15 protein-coding genes and 1 tRNA gene are annotated in these 17,546 nt (G+C 63.2%); 3 read left to right on the top strand and 13 right to left on the bottom strand.

Annotated features, from left to right (window positions below; genetic code table 11):
* Positions 1-5 precede the first annotated feature (5 nt).
* The 6 genes from phoU to X733_RS154670 all read right to left on the bottom strand — a co-directional run bounded on the left by phoU (position 6) and on the right by X733_RS154670 (position 10,496).
* Positions 6-710: a phosphate signaling complex protein PhoU gene (gene phoU, locus X733_RS154645; protein ID WP_023670109.1), complete on the bottom strand. Its 705-nt coding sequence runs from the start codon at positions 708-710 to the stop codon at positions 6-8.
* A gap of 41 nt (positions 711-751) precedes the next feature.
* Complete coding sequence (gene pstB, locus X733_RS154650; RefSeq protein ID WP_023670110.1) at positions 752-1,576, bottom strand: phosphate ABC transporter ATP-binding protein PstB; 825 nt, start codon at positions 1,574-1,576, stop codon at positions 752-754.
* A gap of 17 nt (positions 1,577-1,593) precedes the next feature.
* Positions 1,594-2,910: a phosphate ABC transporter permease PstA gene (gene pstA, locus X733_RS154655; protein WP_023818432.1), complete on the bottom strand. Its 1,317-nt coding sequence runs from the start codon at positions 2,908-2,910 to the stop codon at positions 1,594-1,596.
* On the bottom strand, positions 2,907-4,367 hold the full coding sequence (gene pstC / locus X733_RS154660) for a phosphate ABC transporter permease subunit PstC (RefSeq protein WP_023806534.1): 1,461 nt from the start codon (positions 4,365-4,367) through the stop codon (positions 2,907-2,909). The genes pstA and pstC overlap by 4 nt, the downstream gene beginning before the upstream one ends.
* A 95-nt stretch (positions 4,368-4,462) precedes the next feature.
* Complete coding sequence (locus tag X733_RS154665; RefSeq protein WP_023670113.1) at positions 4,463-5,491, bottom strand: substrate-binding domain-containing protein; 1,029 nt, start codon at positions 5,489-5,491, stop codon at positions 4,463-4,465.
* Between the two features lie 496 nt (positions 5,492-5,987).
* Positions 5,988-10,496 (bottom strand): PAS domain-containing protein, encoded by a 4,509-nt coding sequence (locus tag X733_RS154670; RefSeq protein WP_245274407.1) that lies wholly within the window; start codon positions 10,494-10,496, stop codon positions 5,988-5,990.
* A gap of 242 nt (positions 10,497-10,738) precedes the next feature.
* Here X733_RS154670 and X733_RS154675 point away from each other — a divergent pair, with 242 nt between their 5' ends.
* Complete coding sequence (locus X733_RS154675) at positions 10,739-11,095, top strand: hypothetical protein (protein WP_023696429.1); 357 nt, start codon at positions 10,739-10,741, stop codon at positions 11,093-11,095.
* Positions 11,096-11,213: 118 nt separating this feature from the next.
* On the opposite strand, the gene X733_RS154680 is transcribed toward X733_RS154675, so the two are convergent.
* Positions 11,214-12,122, bottom strand: coding sequence for a DUF2865 domain-containing protein (locus X733_RS154680; RefSeq protein WP_023818430.1), 909 nt, complete (start codon positions 12,120-12,122; stop codon positions 11,214-11,216).
* A gap of 291 nt (positions 12,123-12,413) precedes the next feature.
* Here X733_RS154680 and X733_RS154685 point away from each other — a divergent pair, with 291 nt between their 5' ends.
* Positions 12,414-12,629 carry a hypothetical protein gene (locus tag X733_RS154685; RefSeq protein ID WP_023670117.1) on the top strand — a complete coding sequence of 72 codons (216 nt, stop codon included), beginning with the start codon at positions 12,414-12,416 and terminating at the stop codon, positions 12,627-12,629.
* A 109-nt stretch (positions 12,630-12,738) separates the two neighbouring features.
* Here the strand turns inward: X733_RS154685 and X733_RS154690 are convergent, their stop codons facing one another.
* From X733_RS154690 to X733_RS154715, 6 genes are all read right to left on the bottom strand, one after another.
* Positions 12,739-13,107 (bottom strand): hypothetical protein, encoded by a 369-nt coding sequence (locus X733_RS154690; protein ID WP_023818429.1) that lies wholly within the window; start codon positions 13,105-13,107, stop codon positions 12,739-12,741.
* 220 nt (positions 13,108-13,327) lie between these two features.
* Positions 13,328-14,209, bottom strand: a complete 882-nt coding sequence (locus X733_RS154695) for a glutathione S-transferase family protein (RefSeq protein WP_023818428.1) — start codon at positions 14,207-14,209, stop codon at positions 13,328-13,330.
* Positions 14,210-14,234: 25 nt separating this feature from the next.
* Positions 14,235-14,816, bottom strand: a complete 582-nt coding sequence (locus X733_RS154700; RefSeq protein ID WP_023818427.1) for a VOC family protein — start codon at positions 14,814-14,816, stop codon at positions 14,235-14,237.
* A 591-nt stretch (positions 14,817-15,407) separates the two neighbouring features.
* Positions 15,408-15,482 (bottom strand) — tRNA-Glu (locus X733_RS154705).
* A 92-nt stretch (positions 15,483-15,574) separates the two neighbouring features.
* Positions 15,575-15,982, bottom strand: a complete 408-nt coding sequence (locus X733_RS154710) for a VOC family protein (RefSeq protein WP_023818426.1) — start codon at positions 15,980-15,982, stop codon at positions 15,575-15,577.
* A gap of 13 nt (positions 15,983-15,995) precedes the next feature.
* A complete protein-coding gene (locus tag X733_RS154715; protein WP_023818425.1) occupies positions 15,996-16,376 on the bottom strand; it encodes a hypothetical protein in 381 nt (126 codons plus the stop codon).
* A 25-nt stretch (positions 16,377-16,401) separates the two neighbouring features.
* On the opposite strand from X733_RS154715, the gene X733_RS154720 reads away from it, so the two are divergent.
* Positions 16,402-17,460 carry an RluA family pseudouridine synthase gene (locus X733_RS154720; RefSeq protein WP_023818424.1) on the top strand — a complete coding sequence of 353 codons (1,059 nt, stop codon included), beginning with the start codon at positions 16,402-16,404 and terminating at the stop codon, positions 17,458-17,460.
* Positions 17,461-17,546 lie beyond the last annotated feature (86 nt).

Here is a 17,546-nt window from a genome sequence, read left to right as displayed (position 1 = left end):
CCTCATCAGGCCGGCGTGGCCATCGCCGTCTCGTCCTGCTTCGGACGATTGGCGGGCAATTGCTGGCCGGTCAGCACATAATACGCATTTTCGGCGATGTTGGTGACATGATCGCCGATGCGCTCAAGATTCTTGGCGCAGAACAAGAGATGCGTGCAGGCGGTGATGTTGCGAGGGTCTTCCATCATGTAGGTCAAGAGCTCACGAAACACGGACGTGTATTTGACGTCGATGCGCTCGTCGTCATTCCTGAGTTTTGCAAGAGCTGCCGCATCGGTGGCGGCATATTCCTCGACGACGCCTTGCACCTGGATCAGCACCAGCTGCGCCATGGCATCGATGGAGTGCGAGAGGTCGCGCGGCGTGACGCTCAAGCCCACGGTGCCGACGCGTTTGGCGATGTTCTTGGCGAGATCGCCGATGCGCTCGAGGTCGCCGGCCATGCGGATCGAGCCGACCACGGCGCGCAGATCGTTGGCCATCGGCTGGCGCTTGGCGATCAGCGTGATGGCGCGGTCGTCCAGTTCGCGCTGGCGCGCATCCATGATGGCGTCGTCGGAAACGACACGCTGTGCCAGCGCATTGTCCGAATTGAGCAGCGCCCTGGTCGAGCCGCTGACCATCGAGCCTGCCAGATCGCCCATGTCGCGGATCAGCTTGCTGATCTGCCCGAGCTCTTCATCGAAGGAGGCGACGGTATGTTCACCCATGATCTTGGTCCTCGTGCCTGAAAATTCACCCGCCGGACGGCTCAGCCGAAGCGGCCGGTAATGTAGTCCTGGGTGCGCTTGTCGTCGGGGTTGGTGAACATCTTGTCGGTGGCGCCCTCCTCGACGAGATAGCCGAGATGGAACATCGCTGTACGCTGCGACACGCGCGCCGCCTGCTGCATCGAGTGGGTGACGATGACGATCGTGTAGTTCTGGCGCAGTTCGTCGATCAGCTCCTCGACACGGGCGGTGGCGATCGGATCGAGCGCCGAGCAGGGCTCGTCCATCAGGATCACCTCCGGCGACACGGCGATGGCGCGCGCGATGCACAGGCGCTGCTGCTGGCCGCCGGACAGGCCGGTGCCGGGCTCCTGCAGGCGGTCCTTGACCTCGTTCCAGATCGCAGCCTTCTTCAGGCTCTGCTCGACGATCTGGTCCATGTCGGACTTGCGCTTGGCCAGCCCATGGATGCGCGGGCCGTAGGCGACGTTCTCGTAGATCGACTTCGGGAACGGGTTGGGTTTCTGGAACACCATGCCGACGCGGGCGCGCAGTTCGACGACATCGATGTTCTTGTCGTAGATGTCGTCTTCATCGAGCGTGATCTTGCCGGTCACCCGCGCCGAATCGATGGTGTCGTTCATGCGGTTGAGGCAGCGCAGGAAGGTCGACTTGCCGCAGCCGGACGGGCCGATCAGCGCCGTCACCTGGTTCTGGCGGACGTCTAGATTGACGTCGAACAACGCCTGCTTCTCGCCGTAGAAGACGCCGACCTTGTCGCCGCGCATCTTGATGACTTCGTTCGACTTGGCGTTCATTTTGTCGCCCACTGCATTCTCAAGGGACTGTTCGGTCATGATGTTCATACCAAATTGCCTTTTTTCTACCAGCGCCGCTCGAACCGGCGCCGAAGCACGATCGCGGTGATGTTCATGGCCATGAGGAAGACGAGCAGGATGATGATGGCGCCGGACATGCGCTCGACAAAAGCGCGCTCAGCCTCGTTTGCCCACATGTAGATCTGCACCGGCAGCGCGGTCGCCGGATCGAAAGGCGTCGTCGGATAATCGGCGACGAAAGCGACCATGCCGATCAAGAGCAGCGGTGCTGTCTCGCCGAGCGCACGCGCCAGGCCGATGATGGTGCCGGTAAGGATGCCTGGGGCGGCAAGCGGCAGGATGTGGTGGAACACCATCTGCATCTTGGAGGCGCCGAGCCCGAGCGCTGCCGAGCGGATCGACGGCGGCACCGCGGCAAGGGCGGCGCGCGTCGCGATGATGATGGTCGGCAGCGTCATCAAGGTCAGCACCAGGCCGCCGACGAAGGAAGCCGAGCGCGGCATGCCGAGGAAGTTGATGAACACGGCAAGGCCAAGCAGACCGAAGACGATCGACGGCACCGCCGCGAGATTGTTGATGTTGACTTCGATCAGGTCCGTAAAGCGGTTCTTCTTGGCGAACTCCTCGAGATAGATCGAGGCGGCGACGCCGATCGGCAGCGCCAGCAAAAGCACGATCACCATCATGTAGAACGAACCGATGATGGCCACGCCCATGCCCGACGTCTCGGGCCGGCTGGAGGCGCCATAGCTGAACAGGCCGGTGTTGAAATGCTCGGCCATCGCGCCTTCGGCTTTGAGCTTGTTCATCCAGTCGATCTGCTGGTCGGACACCTTGCGGCGCGCTTCATCGACGCCGAGGTCGATCTGGCCCTTGAAGGCCGAGTCGAGATTGGCGGCGGCCAGGATGTCGACGTCACGCGTCGTGCCGATCACCGACGGATCGGCGGAGACGATGTCGCGCAGCTGGACGCGGGCGCCTTCCGACAGGAAGCCCTTGAGCTTCAGCATCATCGGCTTGTTGGCCGGATCGATGCCGAGCTTGGCCACCAGCGCGTTTTCGGCGAGCTTGGGATAGTTCGCCTTGATCAGCACATTCGGGTCTGTGGCACGCTTGTTCGAGGGGTCGATGACCTTCTCATCGAAGGTGATCGGAAGCGTCACCGTCGTCTGCCAGAAGGCGGTGTAGCCTTTCGAGACGATGGTGATCAGCATGATGGCCAGGAACGCCAGGCCGACCGAGATCGCAATCACGCCATAGATGCGGAACCGGCGTTCGGCGGCATAGCGCGCCTTCAGCCCGATGTCGCGGCGCGGACGCGCGACGGCACCCGCCATCGTGTCCAGGGGGATGTCGGTCATTCGTACTGCTCCCGGTACTTGCGCACGATGTAGAGGGCGACGATGTTCATCACCAGCGTCAGCGCGAACAGCGTCAGGCCGAGCGCGAAGGCGACCAGCGTCTGCGGCGAGTTGAACTCGAGATCGCCGGTCAGCTGGTTGACAATCTTGACGGTGATGGTCGTCATCGCCTCGAACGGATTGGCCGTCAGATTGGCGGCGACGCCCGCCGCCAGCACGACGATCATCGTCTCGCCGATGGCGCGCGACGCCGTCAACAGGATGGCGCCGACGATGCCGGGCAGTGCCGCCGGCAGGATCACCCGCTTGATCGTCTCGGAGCGCGTGGCGCCGAGGCCGAGCGAGCCGTCACGCATTGCGCGCGGCACCGCGGTGATGATGTCGTCGGACAAAGAGGACACGACCGGGATCAGCATGACGCCCATCACCAGACCGGCGGTGAAGATGCTCTGGCCCTGGATGAAGGGCGAGCCGCCGGTGAGTGCCGCCGACAGGTCGCGCAAGAAAGGTCCGAGCGTGACAACGGCGAAGATGCCGTAGACGATGGTCGGAATGCCGGCCAGCAGTTCCAACGCCGGCTTGACCACCGAGCGCACACCGCGCGAGGCATATTCGGACATGTAGACCGCCGACATCAGCCCGACCGGCACTGCCACCAGAAGGGCGACGGCGGCGATGTAGAGCGTGCCGGCAAGAAGCGGGATCAGGCCGAACTGACCCTGGCTGCCGCCGGAACCGGCGGCGGCGAAACGCGGATCCCACACCGTGCCGAAGAAGAAGCTCATCGGCGACACGCTCTCGAAGAAGGTGATGGTCTGGAACAGCATCGACAGCACGATGCCGACCGTGGTCAGGATGGCGATGGTCGAGGCCGCAAGCAGCCCCCACAGCATCAGCTTCTCGACGTTGTTGCGCGCCCTGGCGCGCGGCGCGATCTGCCTCAGCGCATAGAAGGCGCCGGCGACCGACAGCGCGAAGGTCAGCACGGCGCTGAACAGGCCGAGCCGGTCCTGGACCTGGTTCGCCTCGACCGCGATCGGGATCATATAGTCCTGGGTGTCGCTGGCCAGTGCCACGCCCTTGGCGGCGAGCAGCGGCTGCAATTCGGCGAAAGTAGCGGGAAGTGCGGTATCGCCATCGAGCCGACGCAGGCCCTTGGCCAGGCTCTTCACCAGGCTGGCGTCGAGCGCTTCGCTGGCGACCTTTGTGTCGGCGGTGCGCTCGGGCAAAGCGGCATGGATATGCCGGTCGAGATAGAAGGAAGAGCCGATATCCCAGACGGCGAGCAAAAGGACGGCAGGCAGGACCGCGAGCAGAAAGGCCCACCAGCCATGATAATGCGCGCGCGAATGCGGCTTGACCTTGCCGGTATCCTGCGCCGCGGCGCGCTGGCGGCCGACTACAAAAGCGACCACGCCTATGGCAATGACTATGGCGAGTACGAGCAAGGACGACATAACCCACCCCAGGGAAAATTCAGATCGCCGCCGCCGTTGCGGCAAGCGGCGAAATCAGGGCGCGGAGTTCATCCGCGCCCTGATCCGTCCGTTGATTACATTGTCTTTCCGGCGGCGAAGGCGTCGCGCTGGCCCTGACGTTCGGCGTCGGGAGCGGAAACCAGGCCGTACTGGGCGAGCGGGCTTTCCGGGCCGATCATCTGGTCATCAAGGAAGAACTCGACATATTCCTTGAGGCCGGGAACGACGCCCAGATGCGCCTTCTTGACGTAGAAGAACAACGGCCGCGACACGGGGTACGTGCCATCGGCGATGGTCTGCGTCGAAGGCACGATGCCTTCCACGGTAGCGACCTTCAGCTTGTCGGCATTGTTCTCGTAGAAGGCGAGGCCGAACACGCCAACGCCGGTCTTGTTGGAGTCGATGCGGGCCAGCGTCTCGGTGTAGTCGCCATCGATGTCGACAGCCTTGCCGTCCTTGCGGATGGCGATGCAGGTCTTGCCGATTTCCTTGTCGTCGGCGATGCCGGCAGCCTTCAAAGCGGCCTTGTCGCAGCCGGCGTCGAGCAGCTTGGTCTCGAACACTTCACGGGTGCCGTGCTTCTCACCCGGGATATAGGCGGCGATATCCCAGTCGGGCAGCTTCGGATTGACCTGGTTCCACTTGGTGTTCGGGTTGTCGACCAGCTTGCCGTCGACCACCAGCTTGGCGGCGAGCGCCTTGTAGATGTCGGCGGGAACCAGCGCCCAGTCCGGACCCTTGATGTCGGTGGCAAAGACGATGCCGTCATAACCGATGCGGACTTCCTGGACGTCCTTGACGCCGGCGTCGGCGCAGGACTTCAGCTCGTCCTTCTTGATCGGGCGCGAGGAGTTGGCGATGTCGATCGTGTCTTCGCCGACGCCCTTGCAGAACTCCTTGATGCCGGCGCCGCTGCCGCCGGACTCGACCACCGGGGTCTTGAAGTTGGTGAAGGTTTCGCCGAACTGCTCGGCGACGATCTTGGCGTAAGGCAGCACGGTCGACGAACCGGCGACCTGGATCTGGTCACGCGCAGCGGCGACACCGGACGATGCGGCGAACGCTACCGCCACGGCCGATGCCGTAACGAGGAATTTCTTCATGTGGCCTGCTCCTGTTCGGAAGATGGTCTCTTGGCGCCCTCTTCAAACCGGCGCCCGCTGAGGCCAATAGCCTTCGATTATTACAGTCGCATGACAGTTTCGTGTCAGCCCGGTAACGTCGCACAGACGTCTTGTGGGCCGCACCCTTTAAGCCGGTTTGTGGGAATGGAAGTTGCCGCTGGAATCAGACGCTTGCGCGATTCGTGCTGGCATCAAGTCCCGGCACATCGCAGGCCGCGATGCCGAGAAAGAAAAACCGGACGGGAGCGCGTTGCCCGTGGCCAGAGCGAATCTTGGCCGAGCCATCGCCAAAAACAGGTCCGTTGGGGTAGATTCGACGCTGTTTCTTGTCGGCGGTCGCTTGCTCCCGCCCGTAACTGAATGAGCGGTTTCGTTGCGACCATTGTCCTGACTGGGCGCTAGCTTTGATATGGTGCGATCGCACCATAGCCTTGGCTGTTGCGGCGCGGCCGAATCCCGGCGGCGCCGCAGGTTGCTATCCAGCGTCTCGTTGGGCTTCGCCTGATATGCCGACCCAGCGCTCGACCTTTTCGAGCAGCGCCCTGGGGCTGATCGGCTTGGGCAAATAGTCATCCATGCCGGCTTCCAGGCAGCGCTCGCGGTCGCCCTTCAAGGCATGCGCGGTGACGCCGACGATCGGGATATGCATACCCGTATGTTCTTCAAGCCGGCGAATTGCGGCGGTGGCCTCGAGCCCGTTCATCTCCGGCATCGAGACGTCCATCAGGATCATGCGCGGACTAAGCCGGCCGAAGGCATCGAGCGCCTTGCGCCCGTTGCCGACGATTTCGAAACTGTAGCCGGTTTCGCCGATTATCTGGGTGAACACCATCTGGTTTACTTCATTGTCCTCCGCAACGAGGATGTCGAGCCGGCGTTCATCCCCGGCGGCCCGGGCGCGGGCACGAACCGGCGGCGGTTGCAGTAGGGCCCGTTCCGAGGCAGCGAGCGGCGGCTTTGCTGGCGACGGTTCGTTCCTGCCGCCGCCGGAACCGCTGCTTGCCGCCGGCAGCACACGGCCGCCCGTGATATTGTGATGGTGGCGCTGGATGGTGGCGACCAGCGTTTCCAGAAGCACCGAGGAGCGCGCCGGCTTGATCAGCTGGGCGTCGATGCCGAGATCGCGATAGCTGGTGTTGGCGAGCGACTGGTCGACCGAAGTCAGCATGATGATCGGCGTGTCGGCCAGCCCTGCGGTGCTGCGCACGACGCGCGCCATTTCGGCGCCGCTCATCCCCGGCATCTGATAATCGAGCACGACGCAATCGACCGGCACGCCATAGGCAGCCGCGGCAACCAGCACCTTGAGCCCTTCGGGTCCGCTTTCGGCGGCGCAGGAATCGAAGGTCCATGACGCCATCTGCTCGCTCAGGATCGATCGGTTGACGGCATTGTCGTCGACGATCAGCACCCGTGAGCCGGTCACGTCGACCGGCATGATCCGCCGTCCGGTCTGTTCCTCGGCCCTGGGCAATGTCACGGTGAACCAGAAGGTCGAGCCCTTGCCTTCGGCGCTCTCGACACCGATCTCGCCGCCCATCAACTCGACCAGCCGCGAGGTGATGGCGAGCCCGAGCCCTGTGCCTTCGTGGCGTCTGGTCGACGAGGTGTCGGCCTGACTGAATTTTTCGAAGACGAGCTTCAGTTTCTGCTGCGGAATGCCGATGCCGGTGTCGGTGACCGAAACGGTAAGCTTTGTCCCCGTCGGCCCCCTTTGTCCGGTCACGTCGACCAGCACGTGGCCTTCGTCGGTAAACTTCACCGCGTTGCCGACCAGATTGGTGACGATCTGCCTGATGCGACCGACATCGCCGACGAACAGGCTTCCCAGGCCCGGCTCGACGCGCACGATGAGCTCGAGGTCCTTCTCCTTGGCGCGCGTCGATATCAGCGTCGCCACATCCTCGATCGCTTCGGGCAGGTTGAAGGGCGCAGGGTCGAGCACCAGCTGTCCGGCATCGATCTTGGAGAAGTCCAGTATGTCGTTGATGATGGTCAAGAGCGCGTTACCCGACTTGACGATGATATCGGTGAACGTCTTCTGCTTGGGATCGAGGTCGGATTTGGCCAGCAACTCGGCCATGCCGAGTACGCCGTTCATCGGCGTGCGGATCTCGTGGCTCATATTGGCCAGGAATTCCGACTTGGCGCGGTCGGCCAGCACGGCGCGCTGGCGCGCCTCGCGCAGTTCGGCCTCGCGCAGCTTCAGTTCGGTGATGTCGGTGGTCGACCCAATCAGATAGAGCGAACCGTCGGACGCGATCATCGCGCCCTTGCGGGCGAACTGGTGGCGCACGCTGCCGTCGGCAAGCGTCACCGTTTCCTCGATCTCCTGTGTATCGCCTGTGCGGAGCACGGCGAGATCGCTGTTGACGAAGGCTTCGCCGTCCTCGCCGAAAATCTCGATGTCCGTCTTGCCGATCGCGTCTTCCCTGCGGAGGCCGGTGAGGTCGCACCAGCCCTTGTTGACGTAGAACTGCCTGAGGTCGGAGCGCTTGGCGTAGATCGACACCGGCACGTTGTCGATGAGATTGCGGAACACCTCGTTCTCGCGCATGCTCTCTTCCAACGCCTGCTCGCGCGCCTTGACGTCGGTGATGTCGGTGCTGGACCCGACCAGGTGCACCGACCCATCGAGCGCCACCAGCCGGCTCTTGCGCGTCATCAATTGCCGCACCGTGCCGTCGCGATGGGTAACGGGCTCCTCGATCTCGCGGCCGCGGCCGGTGACGACGACCTGGGTGTCGTCATGGGTGTAGGTTTCGGCGTCGTCTATGCCGAAAAGCTGGAGATCGGTTCGGCCGATGACCTCCTCCTTGGGGATGCCGGTCAGCGCGCACCAGGCCTTGTTGACGAATTCCATGCTCAGATCCTGCGCCTTGATGAAGGCGGCGACCGGCAGTTCGTCCATGACGTGGCGGAACAGGTCGATCTGGCGCATGCTTTCCTGCAGCGCCTTTTCGCGGCTCTTGATCTCCGAGATGTCGACGCGCACGCCGATGAAGGTGCCGTCCTCGGTGCGCATATCGTAGACCTGATACCAGCGGCCGTCCGCATTGAGGCGCTCATAGGACGAGTTGGGCAGGCGATAGCGGGCGAGGATGGCATTGAGCCAGACATCGGGGTCGCCTTCATAGAGCCTGTCGATTTCTGGATCGCCGCTCGATCGGAAATAGCCGACCGAATGTCCAAGTTCCAGGGCCGCGCGGAAGCTGCGGCCAGGCTGCCATGCCGGTTTCAGCTCCGGCAGCGTGTCCTGCAGCTTGCGGTTGGCAAAGACGAACTTGTCGTCGCGGTCATAGATGATGACGGCCGCCGGCAGCGACTCCAGCACCGTGGTGAGGTTCTTGCGGGCGTCCTCGGCTTCGGTCTCGCGGCGCTTCATGTCGGAAATGTCGAACAGGAAACCGGCGACATAGTTGCGGCCGCTGGGCATGCCGACGCGGTTCTTGCGCACGATGCGCGAGCGGCTGGCGCCCTCGGCGTCGAAAGTCTCCTCGACCTCGTAGGGCGTGCCGGTCGCCAGCACGGCGCGTTCGCTGTCTTCGAATTGCGCGGCGTCCTTTTGCTTGAGGAAGTCGCCGCCGGGCCTGCCCAGCATCGCTTGCGGGCTCTGTCCGAACAGTGCCGAAAACGCCTCATTGACGAAGACGAAACGCAGATTGTCGTCCTTTACGAAGATCGGGTCCTTGACGCCGTTGATCACCGCCTCGGCCAGCCGCGATTTCTCCAGCGCTTGGGCGAGTTCAGCCTCGCGATCCTTCATGTTGGTGACGTCGACATAGGAGATCAGCCTTTTGCCGCCGGCGAGCGGCGCCAGCGAGGCAATCAGCGTACGGCCGTCATTGCGTGGCAATTGCCTGGAGCCCACCAGGCCGGCCGAGATTTCTGCTTCGCGCTCGGCGATGTGGTCCTGCCATTCCGCATCGTCAGCACCGTACGGGTCCATATCGCGGCTGGCCTGCATCAGTTCGCGGAAGCCGCAGCCGATGCCGGCGCGCCGGGGATCGATTTCCCAGAAATCATAGAAGGCGCGGTTGATCACCTCCGCGCGCATGTCGGCATCGAGGACGAGCACGCCGATCGGCATCTGGTCGACCATCGTGCGAAGATTGGCGAAGGTCTCGGTGATCTTAGCGTTGGCACTCTCGATCTCGGCGTCGCGACGCTTGAGCTCGGAGACGTCGTAGTAGGTCAACAGCCGCTTGCCGCCGGACAACGCCGTCACGGAGAACATCATCGTCCTGCCATTGGCATGGAGAAATTCGCGTGGCGCAACCGAGCCGGCGCTGATCTCCTCGATGCGGGTGGCGAGGTAGTGCTGCCACTGCTGTCCATCGAGATCGCCGTAGATGCCGTTGCGGCGGTTGAGTTCCATCAACAGGCTGAACGGCGCGCCGACCGTGACGGCGCCGTCGGGAATCCTGGAGAGCTCGCGATAGGCCTTGTTGACGATGAGCGTGTCGAACTTCGCGTCAAGCACCACGACGCCCATATGCATGGCATCCATTGTCCGCTCGAGATCGGCGAGGTGCTGCGTAGCCTCGCCGGCCGGCGGATCGCTCTCGTCCTGCCGCAGTTCGTCCAGCGCACCGGCCAGTGCCGTGACGTTGCGGCCGATGCCGCGATAGCCGATGAATTCGCCTTCGCCGTCGAACCGCGGGGAACCGATGATCGAAACCCAGCGGCAGCCGGGACGGCCGCCCTTCAACTCATAAACAAAGTCGCGAAACGGCCGATGCGCCTGCAGATCCTCCAGATGCGCGGCGGCGTGTCGATTGCCGTGCACCATCTGCTTGAGGAAATCGAAGCGGAAACGGCCAAGAATGCTGGCGGGATCGATGCCGGTGGCGGCCTGGTAGTTCTCCGAAAGCCAGGAAAAGCGCAGCTCGGCGTCGGTCTCCCAGACCCAGTCGGCGCCGGCCCCGACCAGTTCGCGCAGCGCTTCGGGCGAACCCCCGACGGACGTATCCTCGCCGTTCACCACCCCTTTTCGGGAACCGCGTCCGCCGCGTGTTCCAACAGTCCCGTCAGCCATCCCGTTCCCACCCCGAAAGCCAAGGCCGAACCCCCTCAGCGGTTCGCCGGCGGAATGTGCCCGAGAAGCATTAATGATCCGCTAACCATAACCAATCCAGACTGCGGCCAGAGCCACATTGCCCTGCGGTATTCCGCCGGTTGTCGGCGGAACCCCGGCCGGGCTATAAGTCGGCGGGGGTGTTGCTGATGACCGGTTGGATCGTGCCTTGTTTCCTGTGCCTGGCGCTGCTTGCGGGCAGCGGCTGCGCACGCAGCTATGACGGCACGGTGGTGATCCCGAAGCCGCTCGATATCAGGCGGGTCTGGGATCGCGATCCGTCGCAGACTGAGGCCAGCCAGATGCAGGCGGCAGCCGGTGTGTTTCCGACGCCACCGCCGCAGGAGCCCTACCGGCCCGCGGCACGCAGGCACACGACACAAATAGCTGCGCCAAGGCGGCACGTCAGGTCCAGCCCTCCCAGCATGGCTTCCGAACCGGCCAATCCGCTCACCTGCAAGAATGTCAGCGAACCCGGCAAACGCTACAGGATGGTTTGCGAATAGCTGGTACTAGTGCAATTCCAGGAAAAGTGTGAAACGGTTTTCCGTCCGGAATTGCGTAAAACAAAGACATAAAGCGGTTCGCCGTTTCGGTGAAACGGTGAAACGCTCTAGGCGCAGGTTACTTCGCCGGGAAGAAAGCCGGCCCGACCACCCTGACCGGCCGCGAGCCGGCCAATGGCTCGACCGACTGTCGCTGGGCGGCGCCCCTGGCCTCTGCAGCGTCTGCGCCAGGCTGGAGAAGTTGCGCCACGGTGCCAAGATCCGGCTTCGCTGACGGCAAAGGAATGATCGCGTTGGCCATATTGGCTGGCGTCACCGTGCGCGCTCTCAGCTCGGCAACGCGCAGGTGATGGCGCTTGAGGTCGCAGGCCCTGAAGTTCGCATCACCGCGATATTTGAAGGCCGTCGGCAGGTCCTTGTAGGATGTGCGCGTATCGAGCGCGACCATCTCTTCGGTTTCAAGGCTTGGGTCACTGAGCGTGTACAGGTCGACGCCGGCATCGTCGCAGATGTAGCGGCACTGGTCGACCATCTCCTTGACATCGCCGCCTTGCACGAACTGCGATTTCGGCGCCGGGAAGAAATAGCCGTCGGTGAGACGAACGCAAAACAGCATCGAATTGCTGCCGATCATGGCGCCAGCCGGACGCTGTCTTTGTTGCCCGGCGGGCGTGCAGCCGAGCGCGACGAGCCTGGCCTGCAGTCCGGACGCATCCCGGCGCGAAATCGCGGCGCCGGCGATCTGGCGTTGCACCTGTGTGCGGCTTTTGGCGAGGTCGGCGCAAGCATTGAAGAAGCCCCCCACCGTACTTTGCGCCGTGCACCGGCGTTGCCTCTCCAGCCCCTGGATCGCCGCAAGCTGGCGACGCAGCTGCGCAAGCTCGGGGCTGATCCCGCCGCTGCGGCCGGACGGTGCCAGCTGGCTCCTGAGCGCGGCGCATGGATCGGCAAGGGAAGCCGAAATGCCGAGGACGCTTGCCGCTACCGACACCAGTGCAAAGGTCACGACCAGCCACAAACGCATCATCGGCGACACCTGGTCCCTGTACCCCTGTGGAGCCGATCGCCGCTCCAGCCGATTGAGCCTCAATGCGTGAGGCAAGTCTAATTCAAGAGACGCCAGCAACCGTCAGGTATTTTATGCCGAGTGTATTATGCCGGTTCCTGTAAATTCGCTATTACACTTTTGTTTCAAGATTGAGACGAGGCCAGGCTCGGGCGAGCCCGGGCCGCCGCAATCATCGATCCCGCGTTATCGGCCCTTGCGGATGAAACCTTTCTCCGGTGTCTCGCGTTGTGTCGGGCAAAGGAGACGAAGATGTCTATTCACTTCACTGTCTCTGGCCTGACCAGGAACCTGTTCCACTCGCTGGGGCTGGACCATGAGCGGGCTCCGAGAGCGCTCGATCCCGAACAGAGCCTGTTGCTGGAATGCTATCTGGCCGGACAGATTCCGGAATCCGCCTGGGCCGACTACGTCTTCGAGGCGCCGGAACTGCAGCGGCATGTCGATATCAGGCGCCCGCACAACTGATCAGAGCAATTCCAGGAAAGCGCGTAGCGCTTTCCCTTGGGAATTGCGTCAAGACAACGAGAGAGCGGGTCGCCGTTTCTGCGAAACGGTGAAACGCTCGCCCGCTCGCTTATTGCTTGGGCGAGGCGAATTGCAAGGTGAAGACATTGCCCGCGACGCCTTGCGCCAGCGTCGGCGAGAAGCTCAATGGCAGGCACTTTTGCAGAGCAGTGGTTGCGGCGTCGACGAATGATTTCCTGGTATCGGCATCGCCATCGACCTTGATCGCCGTCGGCCGCGGCGGACCGATCAGCGTGCCGTCGCGCTTGAAGCTGAAGCTCAAGGTGACGCTGGCATTTCCAACACCCGCCGGCGGCGTCCAGCACGCCTGGATGGCATCGCCGACCTCCGCCATCGTGTCGAGCGGCGCGGCATTGCACGGGTAGCCTCCGACCAACACAACACCGGCAATCGCAAACACTCTCGCTACGCCCTTCATCGCAAAGCTCCTCGTGTGTCGTCCGCCGACCATGATGGTAGGGTCGAAGCAGACGATGGCAATATGCCTGATGTCGGACTTTACAGCATGAGACGTGCCTGATGGCGCATCGGCGAAAAGCAAAAGGCCGGCATTGCGCCGACCTTTCCCTTCACCCTTGCGCCAGTACATCCGTGGTCGCGCGGTGCCTTCAATAGACAGCGTTCTGGTTAATGAATCCTTAGCGTTGCGCGCTGGCCTGCGACTTCACATAGGCAATGTAGCCTCTGACATCGCCGGCCGGCTCGGCATAGGCCTGGCCGAGTTTCTTCTCCATCGCCGCGACATACTCCTTGGCCCATTTGGGCAGCGCATAGTCGATGACGGCCAGGAACTCCAGCGTCGATGCCAGGCGTATGTCGGCGATCGACGGGTGCTTGCCGCCGATGAACGGCTTGCCGTCCCTGAAGAAGGAGTGAAACACCTCCAGCGGCTCGGCAATTGCCGCCATGGCGGCCTTCTGCGCCTCGGACTTCTTCTCCGGATGGGCGTCGCTATGGCCGACCTCGCCGGCGTAGTGCGGGAAACCCAGCGCCGGATAGGTGGCGCGCGCCACATACGGGTAGAGCGTGCCGATCAGGTAGAACATGGCGCTGTCGACCATCGCCCGCTTGGCCGGCGCCTTGGGATAGAATTTCTCCAGCCCGTGCTTGTTGGCGAGATACTGCATGATGGCGCAGCTCTCCCACAGCACGCCGCGCGGCAGCCCCTTGTCCTCGATCATCGGCGTCAGATGCGCCGGATTGCGCGCCATATATTCCGGCGACCGGGTATGGCCCCAGGCGTCGGTCTCGGCGGCGTCGAACCCGGCCGCACGGGCAAACACCCGAACGGTCATGTTGTTGACGCTTGGCTTCAGCATCGAGAGCTTCAGCGCCGGTTTTTTCGCCGCCTTGGCCTTCGGCGCGGATTTCTTGGCAGCCGGCCTCGTCGCGGTTTTCGCGGCCGGCTTTGCGGCTGCCTTCGGCGCGGCCTTTACCGCCGCTTTTGCCGCCGGCTTCGCAGCCGCTTTTGCCGCAGGCTTGGGCGCTGATTTGCCAGCGCTCTTAACTGTCTTTGCCATTGTGGTCCTCCCCTTTTGCTGGCCGTCAGTATGGATTCTTCGGCGTCCGGTCGTCCGACAAGGTCGCGCGCGACCACTCGACCAGCGTCTGGATCGCGTCGGCAAGGTGCACTTCGGCGATGTTGTAGTCGCCGCGCGCAACGCGCAGCTTGTGCGCCTGCATCAAGACGTCGGCATGGGTGAAGCCGGCCGGCGGCTCGAAGCGGTAGGACGCCAGCTCGATCAGAAGGCCGAGCGGATCCTCGAAATAGATCGAATCCATGAAGCCGCGATCCTTGACGCCGCTGTGCTTGATGGCGCGCTCGTCGAGCCGGGCGACCGCCTGCAGGAAGGTCACGCGCGACACCGAGAACGCAATATGATGGACGCAGCCCGGTTCGGTGGGCGTGCGCCGCTTGACCGGCGTGCGGCTCTCGTCGGTGAAGACGGTGATCAACCTGCCGTCGCCGGGATCGAAATAGAGATGGCTTTCGCTTGGCTTGTCGAGATTGGGTTGCTCGAAAATGAACGGCATGCCGAGCACGCCCTCCCAGAAATCGATCGAGGTCTGGCGGCCGGCGCCGACGAGGGTGATGTGATGGACGCCCTGCGACTGCAGTTTCTGCATCGGTCTCCTCCTCGCCGACCCTCGCCTATGTTCCCCGGCGTCTTGCGCGCCGCAACGCCCTTTGGCGAGGCTTCGTACATGATGCTAGTGCAATTGGCCGCGCCGCGCCAGAAGCTCGCGGAAACTGCCGGCGCTGGATGGTGAACGGGGCTTGAGTTGCATGACCTGAGGCTATGCAACAGCTCTGAGCTCGGCCTCCTCCAGCGTACCCAGGCCCGCGCATTCGGCGCATGCCATCGTCTGCCCGGGACAGCCGGCCCGATGCGTGCCTTGCGGGCAGCAATGCCCTTTCGACTCGCGCCATTTCAAGCAATCGAAAACCTGCCCGCTGCCGTGACAGCACGGGCATATCATTTTTGCCGAACTCATACCTGCTATGCCCAACCAAATCCGCGTTGCCGCAGATGCTATCCCCGCACCGCAAGTAACAGAGATCGCTACGCTTTCAAGCGTCGCGGTCTGACTTAAATTGGGTGTATCTGTGACGCGGATTTGCCGGGTTTTCGCTGATGCCGCCGACCCTCGCGGTCACACGCGATCCGCGCGGCTGCTGCCCGAAATTGTCGATGATGCGGAAGGAAAGCGGTTGCTTGGTACGCCCAAGGGGAATCGAACCCCTGTTCCCGCCGTGAGAGGGCGGTGTCCTGACCGCTAGACGATGGGCGCGTTCAAGAACCGGCGATATAGGCTGACGGTTTGGAAAAAGCAACTGGGCTTCGAACGGCCGGACCGCTTCTGTGCAATCTCGGTTTGCGGACTTAGCGTTTCGGCTCGATCAGGTCCCACAGATTGCCGTAGAGATCGGCGAAAACCGCCACGGTGCCGTACGGCTCATGGCGTGGCGTTTCATGGAAATCGACGCCGTTTTCCAGCATCGTCGCATGGTCCCTGGCAAAATCGTCGGTTTCGAGAAACAAAACCACGCGGCCGCCGGTCTGGTCGCCGACGCGGCTTTTCTGCACATCGTCCAACGCTTCCGCCAAAAGCAGCCGGGGGCCTTGCCCGGCCGACGGCGTCACCGTCACCCAGTGCTTGCCGTCACCGAGATCGATGTTGTCGCAGAGCGCAAAGCCAAGCTTGCCGACATACCAGGCAATCGCCTCGTCATAATCGGCGACGACGAGCGTAACGGTTGCTATGCGGCGATGGTCGGCAAACCCGGTCATTGTTTCGGCCCGCTCATTTGTTGCGGATGGCGAAGCGGCCGATGATACGGCGCTCGGCGATGTCGTAGACGAAGATGGTGCGGCTGCCGTCGCTGAGCTCGGCGTCGATTGAAATTCGATTGCCCGACAGAGCCTGGCTGATCACCTTGGCTCCGACCGGGAGCACTATGTCGGCCGCGAGCGGCTCGCCGGGCGGAATTGGAATGTCGTTGGCGAGCGGCGGGTTCGCGGGCGGCGCTTTGCGCGATTTGTAGACAATGGCCGCGATCACCACCATAAGGGCCAGCAAAAGCAGGCCGAGATTGATGGCCATGAAGCGGATGAGCCTGCCGCGCACCCTTTCGATCTCGGGATCGAGCGGCTTTTCTTCTTCATCGGCAACGGGCCGGGCCATGGCAGAACTTTCCGGAACTTTTTCGATGAGCGCTCATAACGAAGAGACCCCTGAATTGATAGAGGCTGGACAATTCATAGAGGCGGCGCCGACCGTGCTCGAAGCCGGCGCGGAAGCGGCCGGCCAGCGCCTCGACCAATGGCTGGCGAGCGCCCTCGGGCCTGACATGTCGCGCAGCCGGGTGCAGATGCTGATCCGGCAAGGTGCCGTTTCGATCGACGGCAAGCCGGTCGACGAGACCAAGCGCAAAATGAGTGCCGGCGAGCGCGTATCGGTCGTCATGCCCGAGCCCGAACCGGCCGAACCGCAAGGCGAGCCCATCGCGCTCGACGTGCTTTATGAGGACGACGAGCTGATCGTCATCAACAAGCCGGCCGGCCTCGTCGTCCATCCCGGCGCCGGCAACTGGACCGGCACGCTGGTCAATGCCCTGATCCACCACTGCGGCGACAGTCTTTCAGGCATTGGCGGCGTCAGGCGGCCGGGCATCGTCCATCGGCTGGACAAGGAAACCAGCGGCGTCATGGTGGTGGCCAAGACCGACCGCGCCCACAAGGCGCTGTCGGAGGCCTTTGCCGACCACGGCCGCACCGGCGACCTCGAACGTGCTTATTTGGCGCTGGTCTGGGGAATCCCGTCGCGGCCGACCGGAACGGTCGACGCGCCGCTTGGCCGTGCCGCCGACCGCGTGCGCCGCGCCGTCGTGCCGGAAGGCCGTGACGATGCCCGCCACGCCGTGACCCATTTCACCGTCAAGGAGCGTTTCGGCGAGGGCCAGCAGGCGTTCGCCACCGCCAGCCTGGTCGAATGCCGGCTGGAAACCGGCCGCACCCACCAGATCCGCGTCCACATGGCCCATATCGGCCATCCCGTCATCGGCGACCCCGATTACGGCCAGGCCTTCCGCACCAAGGCCAACCGGCTGCCCGAACTGCTGAAGGGTCAGGTCAAGGCATTTTCCAGGCAAGCTTTGCATGCCTGGCTTCTTGCATTTCGGCACCCGGCTACCCATTTACCGATGAGGTTCGAGGCGCCGATACCGGGGGACATGGAGGAACTCGTCGGCGGCTTCCGCAAACTCTGAACCCGAGCAATTCCAGGAAAAGTGTGAAACGGTTTTCCGTCCGGAATTGCGTCTAAACAAGCCAGCTAAAACCTGAGCGGCATTGT

Origin of the sequence: Mesorhizobium sp. L2C066B000 (genome assembly GCF_000502335.1) — a bacterium.
Taxonomy (GTDB): domain Bacteria; phylum Pseudomonadota; class Alphaproteobacteria; order Rhizobiales; family Rhizobiaceae; genus Mesorhizobium.
Note: the sequence above shows the minus strand (reverse complement) of the source record. Positions and strands in the feature narration are given on the sequence as shown.